Below are 21152 nucleotides of genomic sequence, written 5' to 3'. Positions count from 1 at the left end.
GGTTTTCAGAGTTTTGGCGCTTGCTGCCGGGACGATTTTCTCTGCCGGGCTGGCGGCCTGCGACAGCCCCAGCGCCGGTTTTGCGAACCAGCCCGCACGGTACGTGACCGTGGGTGACGCGGTGTTCTCGGTCCGCTACACGCCCTTCGCCGCGGAAGCGATTCGGCTGAATGCGGATGCGGCGCCGGATCGCGCCGGGATCCTACGTCTGGCAGCCGAGGCGATCGCGGCGGTCAGTGGCTGCCGGTTGCGCAGCAGCACGCTTGAAGGCGATTCCACGGTCGTCCGCGCGGAGATCGACTGCCCCGGCGCGGGGAGACGGCCGGTGCCGCGACCGCAGCGTCTTGAACTGGAATGTGGTTTCGTCGGACAGTTGCCGTGGGACGGTGAGACGCGGGAATTCGAATGCGTAGCGCTGCCGTAACCGAAAAGGCGAACAGGTGTTTGTTCGTCGCGGTAGTATCGTGTTGCCTTGCACCTAAGGCGCGCAGTGTCGCGGCGCGCCCTGACCACCGGTCTTAGTCCTTGCCGTCGAGCCGCTTGAGAAGGAAGAAGCGGGAATGACCAGCAGGGGCATCGGGAAGTTCGCCGAAGACCTTGTAGCCGAGACGCTGGTAGAAATCCGGCGCCTGGAAGGAGAAGGTGTCGAGCCAGATACCGGTAGCGCCCATGCTGCGCGAAGTGTCTTCCAACGCCGCCATCAGGGCGCTGCCGACGCCCTGGCCCCGCGCGTCGGGGCTGACGGCCAGCAGGGCGAGGAAGACCCAGTTGTGCACGATCTTGGCGGTCAGCGCGCCGAGGAAGGTGTCGCCGTCGCGCGCCTCCAGACTGAATTCGCTTTCGTTGAACGGCAGGCCGAGCCCGTCGGCATGCTCGTCGAGCAGGTCGAGGATCCGGTCCCGGGTGTTGCCGATGCCGGGGGTCGTGTCGAGGATCGTAAGGGTCATGCGGTCAGCCTTTCGAGAAGGCTTCTGGCCGAGTTCGAGCGCGGGGTCCAGAGGCCCCGGTCGATGGCCTCTGTCAGGCGCTGGGCTATCTCGCGCAAGGCCGGGGCGTTGTGGGTTTCGATGAAGTCGCGCGTCTCCTGGTTCTCGAGATACGCGGCGTGGACGAGGTCGAAATGGTGGTCGCGGACGGCGCCGGTGGTGGCGGCGAAGGCGAAGAGGTAGTCGACGGTCGCGGCGATTTCGAAGGCGCCCTTGTAGCCGTGGCGCTTGATGCCTTCGATCCATTTCGGGTTCACCACGCGGGACCGGACGACGCGGCCGATCTCGTCTTCCAACGTGCGTATGACGGGGCGTTCGGGGCGGGAATGGTCGTTGTGGTAGACCGGGCGCTGTTTGCCCTGCAGGTGTTGAACGGCCGCCGCCGCGCCGCCTTCGAACTGGTAGTAGTCGTCGCTGTCGAGCAGGTCGTGTTCGCGGTTGTCCTGATTCTGGACAATGGCCTCGGTCTGGGAGAGCCGGGTTTCGAGGGCCTGCCGTGCAGGCGCGCCCTCGGCCTCCCTGCCATAGGCATAGCTGCCCCAAGTCAGGTAAGCCTCGGCGAGGTCGGCGGTGTCGTTCCAGAGCCGTTCGTCGATCATTGCCTGCAGGCCCGCGCCATAGGCGCCGGGCTTGGCGCCGAAGACGCGGTACTGGCCGTCGGCGCCTTCGGATCGGGCGCGGGCGGCGGCCGGGTTCTCGTCTTCCGGTTCGTCGAGGGCCATGACGGCGCGCGCGGCACTGTCGAAAAGGGCGATCTGGTGCGGGAAGGCGTCGCGGAAGAATCCGGAGACGCGGAGAGTGACGTCGACGCGGGGGCGGCCGAGGGCGGTGTGCGGAATGATCTCGAACCCGGTGACGCGGCGGCTGGCGGCGTCCCATTCGGGTTTCACGCCCATCAGCGCGAGGCCCTGAGCGATGTCGTCGCCGCCGGTCCGCATGTTGGCGGTGCCCCACGCGGTTAGCAGCATGGTGCGCGGCCAGTCGCCGTGGGTCTGAAGATGCTTGTCGATCAGCAGGTTCGCGGATTTCCATCCCAGCGACCAGGCGGTGCGGGTGGGGACGGCGCGGCTGTCGACGGAGAAGAAATTGCGGCCGGTGGGCAGCACGTCGGGCCGGCCGCGGGTTGGCGCGCCGGAGGGACCGGGGGTGAGGAACCGGCCGGAGAGGGCGGTGAGGAGACCGTCGCTCTCGGCCGGGCCGCAGGCGGCGATGGCGGGGGCGAGGCAGGTTTCGATTTCATCGAGGACCAGGCGGGACGCCGGGCCGGGTGGTTGCGGAGCTGTGTTTGTATCGCCCTGTGCGCCGTCCCGCGGAGCCCGCAGGAGCGCCTGGGCGAGCAGTTCCAGGCGCTCCACCGTGTCGCCGTTGGAGCGCCACGGGTCCGGTGAAAGCCGGCTTAGCGCGTCGGGCCTTTCCGCCGCGCTGCCGGCCATGTCGCAATCGAGCGGGTCGAGGGTCAAGCCGAGATCGGTGGCCAGGGCGCGCAGCAGCGAGGCGTCTGTGCCTTTTCCGTCACCCCTGGGCGTGCGGGCGAGCGCGATGGCGAGGTTGGCGGCGAGGTCGCCGGTGGGGGACTGGCCGAAGATGTGGAGGCCGTCGCGGATCTGCGCCTCTTTCAGCTCGCAGAGATAGGCGTCGAGTTTCGCCAGATCGGTTTCCTCGTCCTCGCCGGTGAGTCCTGCATCGGCGTCGAGCCCGGTGGCAGAGGTGAGCGACAGGATCTCCCGGCGCAGGTGAGCGATGCGGCGGGGGTCGACGCCGGCGGCCTCGAAATACTCGTCGACGAGTGCTTCGAGGTCCTTCAGCGGCCCGTAGGTTTCGGCGCGGGTGAGCGGCGGGGTCAGGTGGTCGACGATCACCGCCTGGCTCCGGCGCTTGGCCTGGGTGCCCTCGCCCGGGTCATTGACGATGAAGGGGTAGATATGGGGGACGGGGCCGAGCACCGCCTCTGGCAGGCAGCTGTCGGAAAGGGCCAGCGCCTTGCCGGGGAGCCATTCGAGATTGCCGTGCTTGCCCATGTGGACGATGGCGTCGGCGCCCCAGTGATCGCGCAGCCAGATGTAGAAGGCGAGGTAGTTGTGCGGCGGGACGAGATCGGGGGAATGGTAGGTGTCGGTCGGGTCGATGTTGTAGCCGCGGGCGGGCTGCAGCGCGACGGTGGCGTTGCCGAAGCGGTGGATGGAGAGCTTGAAGCCTCCTGCGGAGGCTGCCTCCGGCGGGGATATTTGGGGCCAGAAGAAGGGATCTTCTTCCGGTCTGCCCCAACGGGTTTCGATCTGTTCGCGGGTCGCCCAGGGGAGGCGCTTGTAGTGGTCGAGATAGGTGTCGAGGGGGAGCATTTCTCCGCCGTCGCTGTCGGCGCGGTCGGTGAGCCAGTTGGTGGGACCAGCCATCAGGCGGCGCATCAGGGCGTCGCTGTCGGCGGGGGTGGTTTCGATGGTGTAGCCGTTTTCGTGGAGCAGGCGGAGGGCATGGACGGTAGCGGCGGGGGTGTCGAGGCCGACTCCGTTGGCGAGGCGGCCGTCCTTGTTGGGGTAGTTGGCGAGGACGAGCGCGACCTTGCGCTCGGGTGCGGGGGTGCGGCGCAGGCGGGTCCAGCGGGCGGCTAGGTCGGCGACGAAATCGACGCGGTCGCCGCGGGCGCGGTAGGCGGCGACCGGGCACTGGGTGGCGTCATCGTAATAGGCTTCGCCCTTAAAGCTGATGGCGCGGGAAAGGATGCGTCCGTCGACCTCTGGCAGGGCCACGTTCATCGCGATGTCGCGGGCTGAGAGGCCGGTGAGGCCCTGTTCCCACGCCACTTCGGAACCGGCGGAGAGGACGACCTGAAAGACCGGGGCGCCGTTGGTGGAGGGAGCGGCGAGGGGATTGTCGCCGCCGTCTCCCTGGGGCGTACCGACGGCGAAGGCGGTGCAGTTGAGGATCGCCTCGGGTTCGGTTTCGGCGAAAAGTGTGTCGAGGGTGGCGGCGCTGACCGGGTCCTTGAGTGAGGCGACGAAGATCGGGAGAGGGTTCAGGTCGCGGAGCAGCAGGGCGCGGGTCAGGCGGTTGATCGGGTTGAGCCCGGCGCCCTGCACGAGGGCGCGGTAGAAGATGATGGGGACGGTCGGGGCGTTGTCGGTCCAAGTCTCGCGGATAGTGGCGAGGTCGCTCAGACCTGCGCCGGGCCAGTAGAGGCCGGCGCGGAGGAGCGGTTTCGCAGGGGGCGGTTCCCGACCGGTGCTGGCGAGCATCCACTGGGCGTAGCGCAGCAGGCTGGCGCTGTTCTCTGGCCCACCCTCGACGAGGTAGGACCAGAGCGCATCGTAATCGGTATCGGAGACGGTGGAGAGGGTGCGGAGGTCGGCGTCTGGCTTGTCGTCGCCGGGGAGCAGGGCCAGCGAGACGCCGGCAGCATGGAGATGGGCGGCGTATTGCTCCGCGCCGTAGCGCCAGTAGCCGGTGCCGCCCAGGACCCGGGCGATGACGAGCTTCGATCTCGCGGCGCATTGCTCGATATGAAGGTCCACCGACATCGGATGGCGCAGGTGGTTGAGCGAGGCGAGGCGGAGCGTGGGCGGGTCCGTCATCTCGGCGCGCGCTTCGGAGAGGGCGGCGAGTTCCGTGTCGGCAGCAGAGAGAAAGACGATTTCGGCCGGGGTCTGGCCTAGATCTACAGGTTCGGTGCCGTCGTCGACGGCGCCGGGGGTGGCGGCGAGGAGGTGCATCAGGCCCGGCCCTTGCGCGGGCGGTCGGGGCGGGAGCCTCCGGCGGGGATATTTCGGGCCAGAAGAAGCATCGCGGATCGCCCTCAGGCGAGAGGTTTTTCCATGAAGAGGCTGCTGCCACCGGGCGCATAGTCGCCGAACGGGCCGCATTCGGTGAAGCCGTGGCGGGCGTAGAGGCGGTGGGCGGCGTGGAGGCTGTCGCCGGTTTCGAGGCGGAGGAGCGGGAGGGTGTTGGCGCGGGCTTCCGCTTCCAGCGCCTGCATGAGGGCGTCGGCGGCGCCGGTGCCGCGCGCCTCGGGCGCGACGAACATCGACTTGATCTCGCCGTAATCGTCGCGGAGCGCGAGGGCGGCGCAGCCGAGGGTCCGGCCGTCGCGGGTGGCGGTGAAGAAGCGTATGCCGGGGCCGCAGAGCGCGTCGATGGAGAGGTAGTGGTTGTCCTCCGGCGGGAAGAGTTCCTGCATCAGCGTGTGGCTCGCCTGAAGCAGTGCGGTGGCCGCCGGGTCGCGGGGATCGCCGGGTGTGACCGTCAGGCTCATGTGAGGGCCGCTTCGATCGCGGCGCGGTTGAGGCCTGACTGGCCGATCACGACGAGGCGGGTTTCGCGAGGCTCGCCCGAGGCGAAAGGCCGGTCGAAATAGGTGGCGATGCGCGGGCCGACGGCCTGCACGGTCATCCGAAGCGGCTTGCCGGCGACGGCGGCGAAACCCTTCAGCCGCAGGATGTCGTGGCGGCGGATCACATCCGCGACATGTTCGGCAAATCCTTGCGGATCTGTGATTTCGGGCAGGGAGACGACGAAGCTTTCGAATTCGTCATGGCCGTGCTCGTGCTCATGGTCGTGATCGTGGTCATCTTCCTCGTCATCGTGGTGATGGTGGTGATGAACCTCGTGCCGGGCGGCGATGTCGGATTCGGCGGCCTGGCCGCGTCCGAGCAGCACGTCGACCGGTAGAGCGCCCATCGCAGTCTTCACCACATGTACTCCGTCGCGGCTTTCGCCGGTGAGGCGGGCGGTCAGCGCTTCTGCTTCGGCGGTATCCAACAGGTCTGTCTTGTTCACCACGATCATGTCCGCGCAGGCGATCTGGTCTTCGAAAAGCTCGCTGAGCGGGGTTTCGTGGTCGAGGTTCTCGTCCATCGCGCGCTGGGCGTCGACGGCGGCCACGTCATGGGCGAAGCGCCCTTCGGTCACCGCCTTGCCGTCGACCACGGTCACGACTCCGTCGACGGTGACGCGGGTCGAGATCTCGGGCCAGTTGAAAGCGCGGACGAGTGGCTGCGGCAGGGCGAGGCCGGAGGTCTCGATGACGATGTGGTCTGGCGGTGTGTCGCGGTCGAGCAGCTTTTGCAGGGTGGGCACGAAATCCTCGGCGACGGTGCAGCAGATGCAGCCATTCGACAGCTCCATCACGTCATCCTCGGTGCAGGTCTCGTCACCGCAGCCGGTCAGAATGCTGCCATCGACGCCGAGATCGCCGAACTCGTTGATGATCAGCGCGATGCGGCGACCGTTTGCATTGGCCAGCATGTGCCGGATCAGGGTGGTCTTGCCGGCGCCGAGAAAGCCGGTGACGACGGTGGCGGGGATCTTGGCGGGCATGGGTGGCTCCGGTAAGGGGGTCAGATGGTCAGGTTGACGATATGTGCGGGATGCAGCGGCGGCGACGCGCTGGCGGATGTGTTGCGTGAGGCGCTGCCGGAGGCCGAGATAGCGCGCGCGGATTGCCTGTCGGTCTGCACCGATCCGGCGACGGTAGCGGCGCAGGCGGAGGGGCGGGCGACATACGTGTTCTCGGGCGTCGGCATTGCAGACGAGGCTGATATCCGTGCGTTCCTCGCCGAATACGCGGCGGCGCCGAAGGGCTGGATCGAGGATGCGCGGCCGCTGGGGCGACTGCGCTTTTGCCTCGTGACGCGGGTTCCGGCCATTCCCTAGCGCTCCAGCGTCACGGTGGCGTCGATGGGCGTGTCGCCCACGGAGAGCGTTTCGTGGCTGTTGGCGTTGAGTGTGACACGCAGTTCAGACGCGCCCTCGGGCAGACTGGCGAGGTGTACCCAGGGCCCGTAGACGCGGGCGATCTTCACGCCGTCGACGTAGACATGGGCATGCCCTTCGCCAGGGACGGCGGGTGTATTCACGTGTTCAGGCGCGAAACGGAAATTCTCGGTCAGGATATGCAGGTTCCAGGCGTCGTCGCCTTCAGGCTGCAGGTCGAGCGCGATTTCCGGCGCCGGGGTATCTTCGGGCACCGGCAGCAGCGTATCGTGGTTATGGGCCATTGATGCCATCGCGGCATTGCCATGATCATGGGCGCCGTGGTCGTGGCCGTCCAGTGTCACGCCATAGGAAGCCGCCGCCAGAAAGCCTGCGCCGGCGCCGAAGAAAAGGCCGATGACCAGCATCATCAGGTGTTTCGGCAATACTCTGTTCCTTGGTCAGGCGCCCGCCCGGTCGACCGGGCGGGCGGATGCTCAGGCGGTCTGCAGAGCGCCGGCGAGTTCACGGCTCCAGAAGAAGCCGGCGAAAGCGCCCAGCGTGACCCAGGCGGCCATGCCGACGCCGAGCGCACGGCCCGCGAATTCGCCGCCAAGTTCCGGCGGAACCGGACCGGTGAAGACCTCGGGCTGTGGAGCGCCGATGACATGAGGCGCCAGCAGCAGCACGATCGCCGCGCCCCATGCCGCCCAGCCCTTGCCAAATGCGATAAGTGCCAGGGCGAGAGCGGTCGAGATCGCGGTGGCGGCCCACCAGATCTGGCGCAGGGTCACGTCCGCCGCAGCCACGCCGGGCAGTTCCGGCGGCAGGCTGAAGGCCGGCGCGAATTGGAAGGCGACGAATCCTGCGAGACCCCAGAGGATGCCGCGCCGCGCATCGACGGCGATGCCACGATCCGAGGCTAGTGCCATGGCACCCACCATGATGAAAGCATAGCCGGTGTAGACCAGTACGGTGAACAGCACACTGAGCCCGTCGCGCACGACGTCGATGCCGCCGACATCCAGATGCGCGGGTACCGCGCTTTCGGCGCCGAAATGGATCAGTTCTCCGCCCTCATAGAGTTCCGCATGAAGCAGGACGGGCTGGACGAAATACAATTGCAGGAGGGCGGCAATCAGCCCCGCCGCAAAGCCAGCGAACAACGCGCTGGTGACAACCTTGCCGAACATGGGTCAGTGGCAGGGAAAGCCGGTGGCGTGGCGCACGTCATGGGCCGCGTCATGCAGCGTCGATGCCTGCACGTGGCCGGTGACGAAGATGATCGCGGCGCCGATCAGAAGCGCGGCAATGGCGGCGCCCGCGGCCGAGCCCCTGGCGGCCTGACCCTGCGCGGTCTGCGTTTGCGTAGTCATTTCGAACTCCTCCTTCCCCGTCACCCCGACGGCAGGTTGCGTTGAACATGGCTGGTCTCCTGGCTTCGCGGGTCTCGGCGCGCCGCCGCCTTCCCGGGGGCTGCCCCAGTGGCGTATGGCGGGCGCTCTCCGCTAACAGTCGCGGGGGCGGCTCCGGCTTCGGGTCCCGATTTGGGTCACCCGCCCGAATTCCCAATCAAGCCCTTTGCGCTTTGCGCATTTCCGGGCACCATGTCCTGCCTTTGTGCGCCTTTGGGTGTGGCGAGGTCAAGGCGGATTGCGGCGCCGCTGATTGCGGGGGTGTCACCGTGGAATGCGGGTCGGACGCTGCAGCGCGGCAATTTCCGTCTGTTGCGATGGGCATTTCCGTGCAACCTTGAAGCGACAGCTGCACATGGAGGCAACGATGAAGGTCGGGATCGTCGGTGTTGGAATGGTCGGGTCGGCGGCGGGCTATGCGCTGGCCCTGCGCGGCGGTGCCAGCGAAATCGTGCTGGTCGACCAGAACGAGGCTCTGGCAGTGGCGCAGGCCGAGGATATTGCCCACGCGGTGCCTTTCGCGCATCCGGCACGGGTGCTGGCCGGTGGATACGAAGCGCTCGGCGGCGCTGACGTCGTAATCCTCGCCGCCGGGGTGGCGCAGAAGCCGGGCGAGAGCCGACTGAGCCTGCTGACTCGCAATGCCGATGTCTTTGCCAGCGTTATTGCGGGAGTGCAGTCGGCCGCGCCCGATGCGATCCTGCTGGTCGCGTCGAACCCCGTCGACGTGATGACAGATGTCGCGATGCGGGCGTCGCGGCTGCCGCGCGAACGGGTGATCGGTTCCGGCACCATTCTGGACACGGCGCGATTCCGCAGCCTGCTGGGCCGCCACCTGGGCGTCGCGCCGCAATCAGTCCATGCTTATGTGCTGGGTGAGCATGGCGATTCCGAGGTGCTGGCCTGGTCGCCTGCCCGCGCCGGGGCCGTCACCGTCAGCCATTTCGCCGAGCAGATCGGCGCGCCGATCACCGAGGAGGTCCGTGCCCGGATAGATGACGGCGTGCGGCGCGCGGCCTACCGGATTATCGAGGGCAAGGGTGCTACGTGGTACGGCATCGGCGCCGGGCTGGCGCGGGTCGTGCAGGCGATCCGAGACGACCAGCGCTCGGTCCTGTCGGTTTCGATATCGACGCCGGAGGTGGAAGGCGTGACGGATGTCGCGCTGAGCCTTCCACGTGTCGTTGGCCGAGCCGGGGTGATGGAGACGCTAATGCCGCAGCTGGACGAGCGCGAACATGCGGCGCTGCGCGCATCGGCTGAATTGCTGAAAGAGACGGCTGACAGCCTGAAGTGACTGTCGTGGTTTTCGGTGGGTACGTTTTCCGACCTACGGCCGTGTAGGTGGGCAAGACTCAGCAGCGCTCCCGATACGATTGGTCCACTGAATCCGGCAAAACGGATATATCTGCCAGACCATTGCCTGCCTATCGTTCGCGAAATGGTTCCGCGACCAGACGGTGCGCCGAAAGCCTCGGAAGCTTTGACATTCTTGGAAAGGACGAAACATGCAGCTGCTTGACCGGGTCGAGCTTTACTTGGTGAGAACGCCGTTACCTGCGCCGCATGCGCCGTCGTGGATCCCCGGAACAATCCGGACCCATGTGTCCATGTGCATCGTCCGATTCATCACCGAGGATGGCATCGAAGGATGGAGCGGCTTTCCCGCATCGGGGCGCGAGCGTGCCGGGCTGGGCGACCCCATCGCTGGACTGTTCCTTGGCCAGGATGCCGAGGATATCGATACGATGGCCGAGCGCATCCTGATCATGGCCGCGGGCGGCAATTACAACTGGTGGCTGGAACCCGCCTTCTGGGACATCAAGGCCAAGGCCGCGGGCCTGCCGCTTTACAAGTATCTCGGCGGCACCGACGACCGCCTGAAACTTTACGCGTCGGCGGGCGAACTTCGCGTTCCGATGGCCCGGCGCGACGAGGCCGAAGCGCGGCTAGCCGAAGGCTTCGAGACGATGAAGATCCGGGTCCACGACTTCGACGAGGCCGTGGATATCGACCACATCACAGATGCCGCGACCTACATGCAGGGGCGGATGAATATCTCCGTCGACTGCAACCAGGCCTTCCGCCTGACCCAGAACGGCGAAGCGCCGCTGTGGTCGCTGGATCGGGCGAAACGCTTTGTCGATGCGGCGGCGGATGCAGGTCTTGCCTGGGTGGAGGAGCCACTGTTCGGCGAATGGCACGAGGAGATCGCCGAGCTGACGGAATATTCCCGCGTTCCCGTCGCCGGGGGCGAGCTTCACCTGATGGGCTACCGCGAACTGGCGCGGATGCTGAAGATGGGTTGCTACGATTTCTATCAGCCCGATGCCATGTGGGCGGGCGGTATCGCGCAGGGTCTGCAGGTCGCGAAGCTGTGCCGTGAAACGGGCCGGACGTTCACGCCGCATTGCTGGTCGAACGGGTTCGGTTTCATTGCCAACGCACATGTCTTCGCCGCGAGCGGCTTTGCCGGTGAGGCGCTGTTCGAGTATCCGCTGGCGCCGCCGGGCTGGATACCGGAAGCCCGCGACCAGATCTTCACGCAGCCGTTCCTGCACGACAAGGGCTGGTTCAACATGCCCCAGGCGCCCGGTCTGGGCTTCGACATCGACTTTGGTGTGCTCGAGAAATACGGGCACTGCTTCTTCAAGGCCAGCCGCAAGGAAACCCATTGGATGCCGGAGACGCTGGCGGATTTCTGACGGGAATCGAGAGGCTTCCGGCCCTGAAGATGACGCTGGCGGGGTCGGGTAACGCCTATTTTCCGGCTCTCGGCTGCCGACAATATCTTGTGGACAAACAGCGCGTTCCCGCCAGATACAGCGGTTCAGCGTTGACTCACCGCTGCAAGCCCGGACAATGACCCGAAACGGGAATCAACCGCGGGCAGGATACTTGCGCTTCAACCGTCTGCGCCTCAACGGCTTCAAGAGCTTCGTCGACCCGACCGATCTGGTGATCGCGGACGGGCTGACTGGCGTTGTGGGCCCGAACGGCTGCGGCAAGTCGAACCTGCTTGAGGCATTGCGCTGGGTGATGGGCGAGAACCGCCCGACTGCGATGCGCGGCGGCGGCATGGAAGACGTGATTTTCGCCGGGGCGGCGACACGGCCAGCACGGAACTTCGCCGAGGTGTCGCTGCAGATCGACAATAGCGAGCGGCTGGCGCCGTCGGGGTTCAACGAAAGCGACCTTCTGGACATCACCCGCCGGATCACCCGCGATGCGGGGTCGGCCTATAAGGTGAACTCGAAGGAAACGCGCGCCCGCGACGTGCAGATGCTGTTCGCCGACGCCTCGACCGGTGCGCATTCGCCGGCGCTTGTGCGGCAGGGGCAGATTTCCGAACTGATCAACGCCAAACCGAAATCGCGCCGCCGGGTGCTGGAGGAGGCCGCCGGGATCTCTGGCCTGTACCAGCGGCGGCACGAGGCGGAGCTGAAGCTGAAAGGCGCGGAGCAGAACTTGCTGCGCGTTGATGACGTGGTCGAGCAACTGGCCGGTCAACTGGCACAGCTGGCCCGGCAGGCGCGGCAGGCGGCGCGGTATCGCGAGATCGGGGCCGACCTGCGTACGGCTGAGGGCATGCTGCTTTATCGCCGCTGGCGCGAGGCTGACGAGGCTCGGCTGTCCGCCGAGGAGGGCTTGCGCGGACGGATTCAGGCGGCTTCCGCCGCCGAACGTGCCGCCCTGGCCGCCGCGAAGGCGCGGGAGGAGGCGGAGACCGCATTGCCGCCGCTGCGCGAGGAAGAAGCCATCGCCGCCGCGATCCTGCAGCGCCTGATGGTGCAGCGCGATACGCTGGCCGATCAGGAGACGCAGGCGCAGAAGGCGATAGAGACTCTGACCGCGCGGATCACACAGCTGGCTCGCGACCTCGACCGCGAGGAGGCTCTGAACCGCGACGCGGGCGAGTCGATTGCCCTGCTGCAGGAGGAAGAGGCGGAACTGACAGCCACCGGTGAGGGGCATGAATCGGCGCTTGCCGAAGCGTCGGATGCCGCGCATGAGGCGTCCAAGGTCCTGCAGGAGCGCGAGGATGCGCTGGGTCAGTTGACCGAGGACACCGCCCGCTTGGCCGCGCGGCACCAGTCGGCACGTCGGCTGCTGGACGACACCCGCAAGACGCTGGAGCGCAGCGAAAGCGAGGCCGGCAAGGCGCGCGATGCGGTGGGTGCCGCGAAGGCGGCGCTGGACGGGTCGGACGAGAGTTTCACCGCGGCGCGGGCAGCGCTGGAGGCGGCGACGCAGGCGGCGGAGGCGGCGGAAACCGCGCTGACCGAGGCCGACGAGGCGCGTGCCGACGCGCAGTCGCGCGAGGCGGATGCCCGCGCCAGCCGGTCGGAAGCCGAGGGCGAGGCCAGCGCTCTGCGCGCCGAGGCGGGGGCGCTGGCCAAGCTGGTGCAGCGCGACACCTCCGAAGGCGGGGTGATGGACGCGCTGCGGGTGAACCCCGGATACGAGAAGGCCATCGGCGCGGCGCTGGCCGACGACCTGCGCGCGCCCGAGATCGGCGCCGAGGGGACGTCGGGCTGGGCGCTGCTACCGGGATACTCGCAGCCGCAGGAGTTGCCGACGGGCGTGAAGGCCCTGTCGAATTTTGTGACGGTGCCGGCCGTTTTGGCACGCCGGGTCGGGCAGGTTGGCGTGGTCGACCCGGCCGATGGACCGCGCCTGCAGGCCGAACTGAAGCCGGGCCAGCGTCTGGTCAGCACAGAGGGCGACCTCTGGCGCTGGGACGGTTTCCGTGCCGGGGCGGAGGATGCGCCGTCAGCTGCCGCGCTCCGTTTGCAGCAGCTGAACCGGCTGGAAGAGTTGAAGCAGTCTCTTGAGGCGGCCAATGCGCGCGCCGATGGCGCGAGCCGTGCGCATGAGATGCTGAAGGAGCGGCTGAAGGAACTGACCGAAGCGGACCGGGCCGCCCGCGAGGCGCGGCGCGCTGCGGACGGACAGGTGGCGGACGCGAACCGCGCGCTGTCGCGGGCCGAGGCCGATCGCAACATCGCCGAAGGCAAGCTGGAATCGGCGCAGCTCGCCGTGACCCGGCACGAGGAAGAGGCCGGCCGCGCTCGGCTGGCGCTGAAGGATGCCGAGAAGGGGATGGCTGATCTGGGTGACCTCGACGCGGCCCGTGCGCAGGTTGAGGACGTCAAGATGACGGTCGAGGCGGCGCGGATGACCATGATGGCCAAGCGCGCCTCGCATGACGAACTGAAGCGTGCAGGCGAGGCGCGGGAGTCGAGGCTGCGGACGGTGGCGAAGGATATCGCCGGCTGGCAGAAGCGGCTGGAGACGGCGGATACGCGGATCGCGGAACTGGTGGAGCGCAAGACGTCGTCGGAGGCGGAGCTTAAGACGGCATCTGCGGTGCCGGAAAAACTGGCGGGTGAGCGGGCGAAGCTGTCCGACGCGATATCCGAGGCGGAGGCGCGGCGAAACGCGGCCGCCGATGCGCTGGCGGCAGGGGAGACGGCAACGCGCGAGGCATTGACTGCCGAACGTGAGGCGGAGCGAGAGGCTGGGAATGCGCGCGAGGCGCGTGCCGCCGCCGAGGCCCGTGCCGAGGCCGCGCGCGAAGGGGTCGAAACTGCCGCGGACCGGATCGAGGAAGCGCTGGAACTGAGCCCATCGGCGCTGCTCGCGCAACTGGGCGCTGAGGCGGACCGGATGCCTTCTGCCGAGACCATCGAGCACGAGGTGAACCGCCTGAAGCGCCAGCGCGATGCGCTGGGCGCGGTGAACCTGCGTGCCGAGGAGGATGCGAAGGAAGTGCAGGAGGAGCACGACACGCTGGTGACCGAGAAGGCGGACCTCGAGGCCGCTATCGCCAAGCTGCGGACTGGTATCGCCAGCCTGAACAAGGAAGGGCGGGAACGCCTGCTGACCGCCTTCGAGCAGGTGAACAGCAATTTCGGGATGCTGTTCACGCATCTCTTCGGTGGCGGTGAGGCGAACCTTGTGCTGGTCGAGTCGGACGATCCGCTGGAAGCCGGGCTGGAGATCATGTGCCAGCCGCCCGGCAAGAAGCTGTCGACTCTGTCGCTGCTGTCGGGCGGTGAGCAGACGCTGACTGCGCTCGCGCTGATCTTCGGCGTGTTCCTGGCTAACCCGGCGCCGATCTGTGTGCTGGACGAGGTCGATGCGCCCTTGGACGATGCGAACGTAACCCGCTTCTGCGACATGATGGACGAGATGACCCGGCGGACTTCGACCCGGTTCCTCGTGATCACGCACCACGCAGTGACGATGGCGCGGATGGACAGACTGTTCGGGGTGACAATGCAGGAGCAGGGTGTCAGCCAACTGGTTTCCGTCGACCTCAAAAAGGCTGAGCAGATGGTGGCCTGAGCCGCTGCGAACGCCTCTTTAACCTAATATGCAGATCATTCGGTTGCCGCGATCCTTCGCGGTGAACGGAAGTGATGTCTCTTAAGAACACCATTTCGCATTACCAAGTTGTACCACAAAACCTCACTGCAGGAAAACGGGGTCCGGGATTCTTTGGTTAATAGCGTTGTCTTGCCAGTCCGAAGGTCGATCACACGAACGCGTCGACAACGCATATCTAAGTTGATATCAACTTAAAGGCAGATCCGGGAGGAGACCTAATGAACGAACACCCCAAACTCGAACCCGCGGAAGCGCTGGCGGCGCGCAATCCGATCCGGCATCCGGGGGAGTCGAAAGAGTACCGAAAGGCCCGGCAGGCGCTGCTAGTGAAGGAGTACGAATTGCGTCGTGTGACTGAAGCTGTGGCGGCACAGCGCCGGTCTTTGCCGCCGGGGGCGGAAGTCAAAACCTATGAGTTCGAGGGCGAGCATGGGCCGACAACGCTGGCCGACATGTTCGGGTCTTACGACACGCTGATCGTCTACAGCTACATGTTCGGCCCGCAGCGGGAACGACCCTGCCCGATGTGCAGTTCGCTGATGGCCGCGTCAGCGCCGCGGATCGGGTCGATCCGGCAGAACGTTGCCATTGCCTTCGTGGCGCGCTCGCCGATCGACAGGCTGGTTGCAGCGAAGACGGACCTGGGCATGTTGCAGCTGCCGGTCTTTTCCGACCTGACCGGCGACTACACGCGGGACTGGGTGCATCCTGAGGATGCCGATGTTCCGGGGCTGAACGTGTTCCGTATGGACGGCGAGACAGTGCGCCATTTTTGGTCCGGCGAGATGACCGAAGCGGACCCGGGCCAGGATCCCCGAAGCGCGCCGGAGGTCGATCCGTTGTGGCATTACCTTGACATGACCCCGCAGGGACGTCGGCCGGACTGGTATCCGTCGCTCGCGGAAATCGGATAAGAAAACAGAAACCCGCGGGCCATGGGCGCCGCGGGTTTGGCATTCTGGAGAAAGAGGTTTCAGAAACCTTCTTCCTGTGGAGATAGCTCTACTTTGCTCGTATGTAAAACTTTAATTTTCCTCAAGGTTAACATGTCGGTGACACGTTTAGTTCATCAGAGCCGGTTCAGCAGCTCCCGCGTTGGCCAGGCATCGGCAGGCAATCCGAGCCGTAGTTGTTCGGCTTGAACCGCCGCGCGGGTACCGGAACCGAGGATTCCGTCGATCTTGCCGACATCATGGCCGAGATCTGAGAGTTTCTGCTGCAACGCCTTCATTTCACCGTCCGAAAGCAGCGGATCCGGGTTGCCGGGATCATAGACCGGGGCGCCCTCAAGCCGGGTGGCGAAATAGGCGGCGGTCGCGACGTAGACGAAACTCTGGTTCCACTGAAACAGCGACTGGTAGTTCGGATAAATCAGGAAGGCGGGCCCCTTGCGGCCCATTGGCAGCATGAGCGCGGCATCGAGGTTCGGACCCTGCCAGCCGCCGGAACGCGGAGTGACACCCCAGGCGGCCCATTCGTCGACCGGGCGGTAGTCTTCCGGCTGCACGCCGGATGCTTCCCACGGCAAGTCGGCGGGTAGCACCACTTCCTGCATCCAGGGTTCGTTCGGGCGCCAGCCAAAGCTGCGCAGCATGTTGGCGCCCGAGAACAGCGCGTCGGCGACCGAATGATCGAGGTCGACATGACCGTCGCCGTCGCCGTCATAGCCACGCTGCATGATGTCCATTGGAAGCATCTGCACCTGCCCGACCTCGCCGGCCCAAGCGCCCTGGGTGTCCAGCGGAAAGTCGCCGCGGGCGTAGAGTTCCAGCGCGGCGAAGACCTGCGGCTGGAACAGGTCGGGGCGCCGGCAGTCATGCGACAGGGTCATCAGGGTGTCGAGCGTGTTGAAGTCGCCGGTGAAGGCGCCGAAATCGGTCTCGAAGGCCCAGAAGGACAGGAGAATGCCGCGCGGCACGCCGAGTTCGCTTTCGATCCGTGAAAAGATTGCGTCGTGCTGCTGCGCTTTCTGCCGCCCCATATCGAGGCGGTACTGCGCGATCAGCTTGCGCGAGAAGCTGATGAAATCGGTCTTGAAGATGCCCTGTCGGCGGTCAGCATCGATGGTGCGCTGCGAATAGTCGGCGGCGGCAAAGAACGGCTGCGTGATCTGCGGCGGGTAGGTCATCGCCTCTGCCTGGGCCTTCATGCGGGCGACGAATTCGGGAAAGCTGCCTCCGCATTCAACGTAGAGTTTGCGGGTTTCCTCGGCGGCGAGCGGACCGGCGACAAGGCCAAGTGCCGACAGCGCGGCGATTTTCACAAAACGCATTCGAACCTCTTTATTCGTTTGGCGGCAATCTAGCGGGCGAAAAGGGTCAGACAACGGCAATGGCCACCGCGATAATCAGGGTGCCGGTCCATGTGCGCCAGAGTATGCGAACGGCGGCGTCAATCTGGTTCGGTCCCGGGGTAAGGTTGCCGGCTGGATGGACGAAGGGGAAATCGCGCAGTGTGCCGTCATAGCTGCGCGGGCCGGCGAGTGCGGTGTCGAGCGCGCGGGCGATCGCTGCCTCGGGCCAGCCAGCATTGGGGGAACGGTGCAGTCCTGCGTCGCGGACGATGTCCTGCCAACGGCCGGGGCGGCCATGGATCAGCCAGATCAGGAGGGCAGTGCCGCGCGCGGGCAGCCAGTTCAGCAGATCGTCGAGCCGGGCGGCTGCCCATCCGAATTCGGCGTGGCGCGGGGTGCGGTAGCCGATCATGCTGTCGGCGGTGTTGACGATCTTGTAGACCAGCAGCCCCGGCAGCCCGGCGACCAGGAACCAGAAAGCAGGGGCGATGACTCCGTCGGAGAGATTCTCGGCCGCACTTTCGAGGGCGGCACGGGCGATGGCGGGATCGTCCATCGCTGCAGTGTCGCGACCGACGATCTTCGCCACAGCGCGCCGCCCCTCTCCGGTGGAGAGCCTGAGTGCGTCGGCGACGGCGGAGACGTGATCGCAAAGGCTGCGCTGGGCCAGCAGGATCGCGGCGATCAACAGTTGCAGCAGCCAGCCGCCGGGAAGACAGGCGATGGCCCAGCCGACGAGTGCAGCAGCGATGCAGGCTGCGGCGATGACGGCAATGCCCTTTTCGCGGCGGTCCTTGCCGCGGTTCCAGCGTGTGTCGGCCAAGCCGATGCCGCGGCCCATCAGTACGGCGGGATGTGGGACGCGGGACCAGAGCCAACGGGGCTCTCCCAGCGCCGCGTCCAGCAGCAGCGCGCCACAGAGGATCGCCGCGTGGCTCACGTTCGCGCCTCCAGCGAATCTTCGAGCTGCTCCCAGCGGTCGGGATGCGGCAGGCCAAGCCGCAGCCAGCGCTTGGAATAGGGGAAGATGCGGGTCCAGATGCGCGACCGCGCCAGCCGGTTCTGCCAGCCGGCGGCGTCATCCACCTCATAGAGCCGGAACAGGGCGCTGCCGCCAACCGGCGAGGCGCCGCCCCAGGTCATCAGCGCGTCGAGACGGGTGGCGTCGTGGGTCAGTCTGGCGCGGGTTTCTTGGGCCCAGGCAATATCTTCCAGCGCCGTTGCGCCGATTTCCAGCGCCGGGCCGGAGACGGGCCAAGGGCCGAGTGCCTCGGCCATCCGCGCGGCAACGGCCGGATCGCAGATCAGGAAGCCAAGCCGCAGGCCCGCCAGCCCCCAGAACTTGCCGAAGCTCTTCAGGATCGCCACGCGCTCACCTGCGCGGGAGACATGGCTGATCGCCGGCGTCACATCGCAGAAGCTTTCATCCACGATGGTCAGTTCGCGGTTGCCGATGTCACTTGCGACCCACAGATGCCCGTCGGGATTGTTCGGATGGACATAGACATGCACAGGCGCCGACTCGTCCACTGTCACGCGATCACCGAAGGCGGCCGCGTGCTCGTTGTACGTAGGGCCGGGGATGAAGGCCTCCAGCCCCGGCACCATCTGCGGCATCCGCGCGATCAGCGAGGACGCGCCGGGCGCGGCGATCAGGGCCGCGTCGTCGGGTACGTTCCAGAACCGGCGCGCCGCCGCGATCAGCCTTACCGCCGCCTTCTGGTCGGGCAGGGCCGTCCACGCAGTCGCGGGAAGTTGTGGCACCGGGTAGGGCCCCGGGTTAATTCCTGTCGAGAGATCCAGCCACTCCGCCCGCGTGCCGCCGTGCCGTGCGATCGCCGCGTCTAGGCCGCCACCGTGATCGCGCGGCGGGCTCATGGCTTTGGCAGAGGCGGGTGGCGGGTGACGAAATGGCCCTTCACGCCCTGCGGCCATTGTCGGTAGGGTACCTGGCCAGTCTCGCTTTCCGAATGAAGCGCGGCGTATGCGAGGATCGCCTCGGCCGAGTCGGCGTCGGGTTCGAATCCGCCGAGCGTGTAGCAAAGCTTGCCTTCCGCCTGGATCGCCACGTTGCAGCCCTTTCCGCAGCCCATAAGGCAGGTATGCCGCCGTACGCGGACATCCCCCTTCGGCGCCAGGCGTTCGACGCACTCCGCCAGCCGGGCGCCGTCGGTTTCCGCGGCGCCGCTGTCTTCCCAGCCGTCGCGTTTGCAACTGTCGCAGATCGTGATCCAGGTGGTCATGAAGTTCCCGCCTTGCCGACCCCTCTTCAAACCGATCTGTTTGCCTTAGGCAAGTTTTCGATTTCAGGAATAAGTGACGGCTTTGTTAACTACCTGTTAGGATTTTGGTAGGACTCTATATACAGTATACCCGCAACGCGAGTGGCGTCCCATGCTGCCATCCTGCTCGCGGAGGACGGAATGAAAGTTCTGATTGTCGAGAGCGAACCCGAACTGGCCGACATGTGGTCCAGGCATTTGCGCCGGCAGGGCGCGGCGGTCCTCGCCGCGCATTCCGAGGCCGAGGCGGTGTCTGCCCTTGAGAACAACCTGGTAGAGGTGATCGTACTGGACCTGGTGCTGGAGAACGGCAGTGCCTTTGCCGTTGCCGATTATGCCAGCTATCGCCAGCCCAAGGCACGGGTAATCTTCGTGACCGGAACGTCCTTCTTTTCAGACGGTTCGATCTTTCGGCACATCCCGAACGCTTGCGCTTTCCTGCCCAGCAGCATCCCGCCAGAGGATCTGGCGGTGCTGGTCGACCATTACGGCGAAGCGGAGGACACCGTGCTGGAACGGGTAAAGCACGCCTGACACTGCGACGAGCGGGTCGCCGGCGGCAGGCTACACTCCGCGGCCGTGAGGTTCCTCCCAGTCGAGGACCGGATTGATCGGGATGATCCGGTAGGGGTTAATAGACTCGTGGCTGTAATGGTAGTGCCGCACGATGTGGTCAAAGTTCACGGTGTCGGCGACCCGGCCGTGCGGCGTTTCCCACTGATAGAGTTCGCGCGCATAGCCCCAGAGGTTGGGGAAGTTGCGCAGGTAGTCTCGGTTGCACCTGAAATGCGTGTGGTAAACCGGGTCGAAGCGGAACAGCGTCGGCACCAGCCGCCAGTCGGCTTCGGTCACCTGTTCGCCCATCAGGTAGCGGTTTTCTTCCAGCCGTTCCTCCAGCCAGTCGAGCGTGTCGAACAGTTCGTGCACCGCCTCGTCATAGGCCGACTGGCTTGTTGCGAAGCCTGACCGGTAGACGCCGTTGTTCAGCGTGTCGTAGACGCGCTTGTTCACCGGCTCGATGGCGTCGTGCAGGTCCTCGGGCCAATAATCGGCGGTGTTGCCGGTGATGCCGTCGAAGGCTGTGTTGAACATGCGGATGATTTCGGACGATTCGTTCGACACGATGGTCTCACGCTGCTTGTCCCAGAGGACCGGAACCGTGACCTTGCCGGAAACGTCGGGCTTGGCCTTGACGTAAACGTCGCGCAGGAACGGCAGGCCGTAGAGCGTGTCGCCAGTCGCACCACCGAAATCCGTGTCGAAACTCCAGCCGTCGGACAGCATGTCGGGATGGACCACCGACACGGTGATCAGGTCCTCCAGCCCCTTGAGCTTGCGAAAGATCAGGGTCCGGTGAGCCCACGGGCAGGCGAAGGAGACGTAGAGGTGATAGCGTCCCGCTTCGGCGCGAAAGCCTTCTTCGCCGGTTGGACCGGCGCTGCCGTTGGCGGTGATCCAGTTGCGGAACTTCGAGTCCTTTCGGACGAAGCGGCCATTTTCGGTCTTTCCTGCGACCGGGGCGTCCTGCCATTTGCCGTTCACGAGCTCACCCATCGGGGATCTCCTTGCAATTACTGTGTTGTGCCCAGACCTAGACTCTTTCCTGCGAAGGAAAATGCATCTCAGGGCACGGAGCCTCCCGCATTGGCGCACAACCGGCGATGTCGGTTCCGGGCCGAAAGCCGCCGCCTTTCCCTTTGCATCGTTGTAGGGCGGCGCCTATACCGGATCGGACGAAACCCGAGACCCGGGTCGGACAGGAGCGCGGCAGGGGCCGACCCAAACAGGGGGCCAGGCGCCGCATCGTCAGGGCGCCGCGCCGTGTGGCGCGCTTTTCCTTTCCGGCGCGGGCCAGAGGAAAGGGAAGCCAGATGAAACAGCCGATAGTCCTTGTTGCTCTGTTCGCCGCCGGCCCCGCCGCTGCGCATCCCGGCCACCTGGCCGAGGCCGCGGGCCATAATCACTGGATCGGGCTGGCCGCAATCGGCGCCGCCATTGCCGTGGCCGCCTGGGCCGGACTGAAAAGCCGCAAGTCCAAGGAGGCGGCGGAGGAAGACGCCGAGGCCGCCGGAGACGAGCCACAGGAGGCCTGAGCTCC

Annotated in this window: 20 protein-coding genes and 1 riboswitch; of the genes, 8 read left to right on the top strand and 12 right to left on the bottom strand. The window is 66.2% G+C overall.

Features of this window, described 5'->3' with window-relative positions; genetic code table 11:
• The first annotated feature begins 13 nt into the window (after positions 1–13).
• Entirely contained in the window at positions 14–424 is a 411-nt protein-coding gene (locus tag HCO70_RS22860; RefSeq protein ID WP_172300219.1) for a hypothetical protein, read from the top strand.
• Between the two features lie 94 nt (positions 425–518).
• Here HCO70_RS22860 and HCO70_RS22855 read toward each other — a convergent pair whose 3' ends face one another.
• The 4 genes from HCO70_RS22855 to cobW form a co-directional block, all read right to left on the bottom strand.
• On the bottom strand, positions 519–947 hold the full coding sequence (locus HCO70_RS22855; protein WP_172300218.1) for a GNAT family N-acetyltransferase: 429 nt from the start codon (positions 945–947) through the stop codon (positions 519–521).
• A complete protein-coding gene (gene cobN, locus HCO70_RS22850) occupies positions 944–4693 on the bottom strand; it encodes a cobaltochelatase subunit CobN (protein WP_172300217.1) in 3750 nt (1249 codons plus the stop codon). Before cobN ends, HCO70_RS22855 begins: the two co-directional genes overlap by 4 nt.
• 83 nt (positions 4694–4776) lie before the next feature.
• Positions 4777–5232: a GNAT family N-acetyltransferase gene (locus HCO70_RS22845; RefSeq protein WP_172300216.1), complete on the bottom strand. Its 456-nt coding sequence runs from the start codon at positions 5230–5232 to the stop codon at positions 4777–4779.
• Positions 5229–6296, bottom strand: coding sequence for a cobalamin biosynthesis protein CobW (cobW, locus tag HCO70_RS22840; RefSeq protein ID WP_172300215.1), 1068 nt, complete (start codon positions 6294–6296; stop codon positions 5229–5231). The genes HCO70_RS22845 and cobW overlap by 4 nt, the downstream gene beginning before the upstream one ends.
• A gap of 24 nt (positions 6297–6320) precedes the next feature.
• Between cobW and HCO70_RS22835 the strand changes: the two genes are divergently transcribed.
• Positions 6321–6632 (top strand): DUF1636 family protein, encoded by a 312-nt coding sequence (locus tag HCO70_RS22835; protein ID WP_172300214.1) that lies wholly within the window; start codon positions 6321–6323, stop codon positions 6630–6632.
• Here HCO70_RS22835 and HCO70_RS22830 read toward each other — a convergent pair.
• The 3 genes from HCO70_RS22830 to HCO70_RS22820 form a co-directional block, all read right to left on the bottom strand.
• Positions 6629–7102 carry a hypothetical protein gene (locus HCO70_RS22830; RefSeq protein ID WP_172300312.1) on the bottom strand — a complete coding sequence of 158 codons (474 nt, stop codon included), beginning with the start codon at positions 7100–7102 and terminating at the stop codon, positions 6629–6631. The genes HCO70_RS22835 and HCO70_RS22830 overlap by 4 nt on opposite strands.
• A 66-nt stretch (positions 7103–7168) precedes the next feature.
• Positions 7169–7864: a CbtA family protein gene (locus HCO70_RS22825; protein ID WP_172300213.1), complete on the bottom strand. Its 696-nt coding sequence runs from the start codon at positions 7862–7864 to the stop codon at positions 7169–7171.
• Between the two features lie 3 nt (positions 7865–7867).
• Positions 7868–8047 (bottom strand): CbtB domain-containing protein, encoded by a 180-nt coding sequence (locus HCO70_RS22820; RefSeq protein WP_172300212.1) that lies wholly within the window; start codon positions 8045–8047, stop codon positions 7868–7870.
• Between the two features lie 31 nt (positions 8048–8078).
• Positions 8079–8296, bottom strand: a riboswitch (cobalamin riboswitch).
• A gap of 157 nt (positions 8297–8453) precedes the next feature.
• Between HCO70_RS22820 and HCO70_RS22815 the strand changes: the two genes are divergently transcribed.
• From HCO70_RS22815 to HCO70_RS22800, 4 genes are all read left to right on the top strand, one after another.
• Positions 8454–9383 carry an L-lactate dehydrogenase gene (locus HCO70_RS22815; RefSeq protein ID WP_172300211.1) on the top strand — a complete coding sequence of 310 codons (930 nt, stop codon included), beginning with the start codon at positions 8454–8456 and terminating at the stop codon, positions 9381–9383.
• A gap of 211 nt (positions 9384–9594) precedes the next feature.
• The gene (locus HCO70_RS22810; RefSeq protein ID WP_172300210.1) at positions 9595–10791 is read left to right on the top strand and encodes a mandelate racemase/muconate lactonizing enzyme family protein; all 1197 of its coding nucleotides are present in this window, start codon (positions 9595–9597) and stop codon (positions 10789–10791) included.
• Between the two features lie 193 nt (positions 10792–10984).
• Complete coding sequence (gene smc, locus HCO70_RS22805; protein WP_172300209.1) at positions 10985–14437, top strand: chromosome segregation protein SMC; 3453 nt, start codon at positions 10985–10987, stop codon at positions 14435–14437.
• 260 nt (positions 14438–14697) lie between these two features.
• Positions 14698–15393: a DUF899 family protein gene (locus HCO70_RS22800; protein ID WP_172300208.1), complete on the top strand. Its 696-nt coding sequence runs from the start codon at positions 14698–14700 to the stop codon at positions 15391–15393.
• 155 nt (positions 15394–15548) lie between these two features.
• Here the strand turns inward: HCO70_RS22800 and HCO70_RS22795 are convergent, their stop codons facing one another.
• From HCO70_RS22795 to HCO70_RS22780, 4 genes are read right to left on the bottom strand one after another with little or no spacing between them, the layout of a single operon-like run.
• Entirely contained in the window at positions 15549–16751 is a 1203-nt protein-coding gene (locus HCO70_RS22795) for a lytic murein transglycosylase (RefSeq protein ID WP_172300207.1), read from the bottom strand.
• A gap of 46 nt (positions 16752–16797) precedes the next feature.
• A complete protein-coding gene (gene cbiB, locus HCO70_RS22790) occupies positions 16798–17712 on the bottom strand; it encodes an adenosylcobinamide-phosphate synthase CbiB (RefSeq protein WP_172300206.1) in 915 nt (304 codons plus the stop codon).
• Positions 17709–18650, bottom strand: a complete 942-nt coding sequence (locus HCO70_RS22785) for a threonine-phosphate decarboxylase (protein WP_172300205.1) — start codon at positions 18648–18650, stop codon at positions 17709–17711. Before HCO70_RS22785 ends, cbiB begins: the two co-directional genes overlap by 4 nt.
• On the bottom strand, positions 18647–19015 hold the full coding sequence (locus HCO70_RS22780) for a DUF1636 domain-containing protein (protein ID WP_172300204.1): 369 nt from the start codon (positions 19013–19015) through the stop codon (positions 18647–18649). The genes HCO70_RS22785 and HCO70_RS22780 overlap by 4 nt, the downstream gene beginning before the upstream one ends.
• Before the next feature lie 180 nt (positions 19016–19195).
• On the opposite strand from HCO70_RS22780, the gene HCO70_RS22775 reads away from it, so the two are divergent.
• On the top strand, positions 19196–19588 hold the full coding sequence (locus tag HCO70_RS22775) for a response regulator transcription factor (RefSeq protein WP_172300203.1): 393 nt from the start codon (positions 19196–19198) through the stop codon (positions 19586–19588).
• Positions 19589–19618: 30 nt separating this feature from the next.
• Here HCO70_RS22775 and HCO70_RS22770 read toward each other — a convergent pair whose 3' ends face one another.
• Complete coding sequence (locus tag HCO70_RS22770) at positions 19619–20608, bottom strand: glutathione S-transferase family protein (protein WP_172300202.1); 990 nt, start codon at positions 20606–20608, stop codon at positions 19619–19621.
• A 317-nt stretch (positions 20609–20925) separates the two neighbouring features.
• On the opposite strand from HCO70_RS22770, the gene HCO70_RS22765 reads away from it, so the two are divergent.
• Positions 20926–21147: a DUF6732 family protein gene (locus tag HCO70_RS22765; protein WP_172300201.1), complete on the top strand. Its 222-nt coding sequence runs from the start codon at positions 20926–20928 to the stop codon at positions 21145–21147.
• Positions 21148–21152 lie beyond the last annotated feature (5 nt).

The organism is Pseudoruegeria sp. HB172150, assembly GCF_013184805.1.
Taxonomy (GTDB): Bacteria; Pseudomonadota; Alphaproteobacteria; order Rhodobacterales; family Rhodobacteraceae; genus Psychromarinibacter.
This window is presented reverse-complemented; position numbering and strand designations above follow the sequence as displayed.

Excerpts from the sequence above, each read along its gene's own strand:
- HCO70_RS22855 (WP_172300218.1), bottom strand. The coding sequence starts at position 947 with ATGACCCTTACGATCCTCGACACGACCCCCGGCATCGGCAACACCCGG.
- cobN (WP_172300217.1), bottom strand. The coding sequence starts at position 4,693 with ATGCACCTCCTCGCCGCCACCCCCGGCGCCGTCGACGACGGCACCGAA.
- HCO70_RS22845 (WP_172300216.1), bottom strand. The coding sequence starts at position 5,232 with ATGAGCCTGACGGTCACACCCGGCGATCCCCGCGACCCGGCGGCCACC.
- cobW (WP_172300215.1), bottom strand. The coding sequence starts at position 6,296 with ATGCCCGCCAAGATCCCCGCCACCGTCGTCACCGGCTTTCTCGGCGCC.
- HCO70_RS22835 (WP_172300214.1), top strand. The coding sequence starts at position 6,321 with ATGGTCAGGTTGACGATATGTGCGGGATGCAGCGGCGGCGACGCGCTG.
- HCO70_RS22830 (WP_172300312.1), bottom strand. The coding sequence starts at position 7,102 with ATGATGCTGGTCATCGGCCTTTTCTTCGGCGCCGGCGCAGGCTTTCTG.
- HCO70_RS22825 (WP_172300213.1), bottom strand. The coding sequence starts at position 7,864 with ATGTTCGGCAAGGTTGTCACCAGCGCGTTGTTCGCTGGCTTTGCGGCG.
- HCO70_RS22820 (WP_172300212.1), bottom strand. The coding sequence starts at position 8,047 with ATGACTACGCAAACGCAGACCGCGCAGGGTCAGGCCGCCAGGGGCTCG.
- HCO70_RS22815 (WP_172300211.1), top strand. The coding sequence starts at position 8,454 with ATGAAGGTCGGGATCGTCGGTGTTGGAATGGTCGGGTCGGCGGCGGGC.
- HCO70_RS22810 (WP_172300210.1), top strand. The coding sequence starts at position 9,595 with ATGCAGCTGCTTGACCGGGTCGAGCTTTACTTGGTGAGAACGCCGTTA.
- HCO70_RS22800 (WP_172300208.1), top strand. The coding sequence starts at position 14,698 with ATGAACGAACACCCCAAACTCGAACCCGCGGAAGCGCTGGCGGCGCGC.
- HCO70_RS22795 (WP_172300207.1), bottom strand. The coding sequence starts at position 16,751 with ATGCGTTTTGTGAAAATCGCCGCGCTGTCGGCACTTGGCCTTGTCGCC.
- HCO70_RS22785 (WP_172300205.1), bottom strand. The coding sequence starts at position 18,650 with ATGAGCCCGCCGCGCGATCACGGTGGCGGCCTAGACGCGGCGATCGCA.
- HCO70_RS22780 (WP_172300204.1), bottom strand. The coding sequence starts at position 19,015 with ATGACCACCTGGATCACGATCTGCGACAGTTGCAAACGCGACGGCTGG.
- HCO70_RS22775 (WP_172300203.1), top strand. The coding sequence starts at position 19,196 with ATGAAAGTTCTGATTGTCGAGAGCGAACCCGAACTGGCCGACATGTGG.
- HCO70_RS22770 (WP_172300202.1), bottom strand. The coding sequence starts at position 20,608 with ATGGGTGAGCTCGTGAACGGCAAATGGCAGGACGCCCCGGTCGCAGGA.
- HCO70_RS22765 (WP_172300201.1), top strand. The coding sequence starts at position 20,926 with ATGAAACAGCCGATAGTCCTTGTTGCTCTGTTCGCCGCCGGCCCCGCC.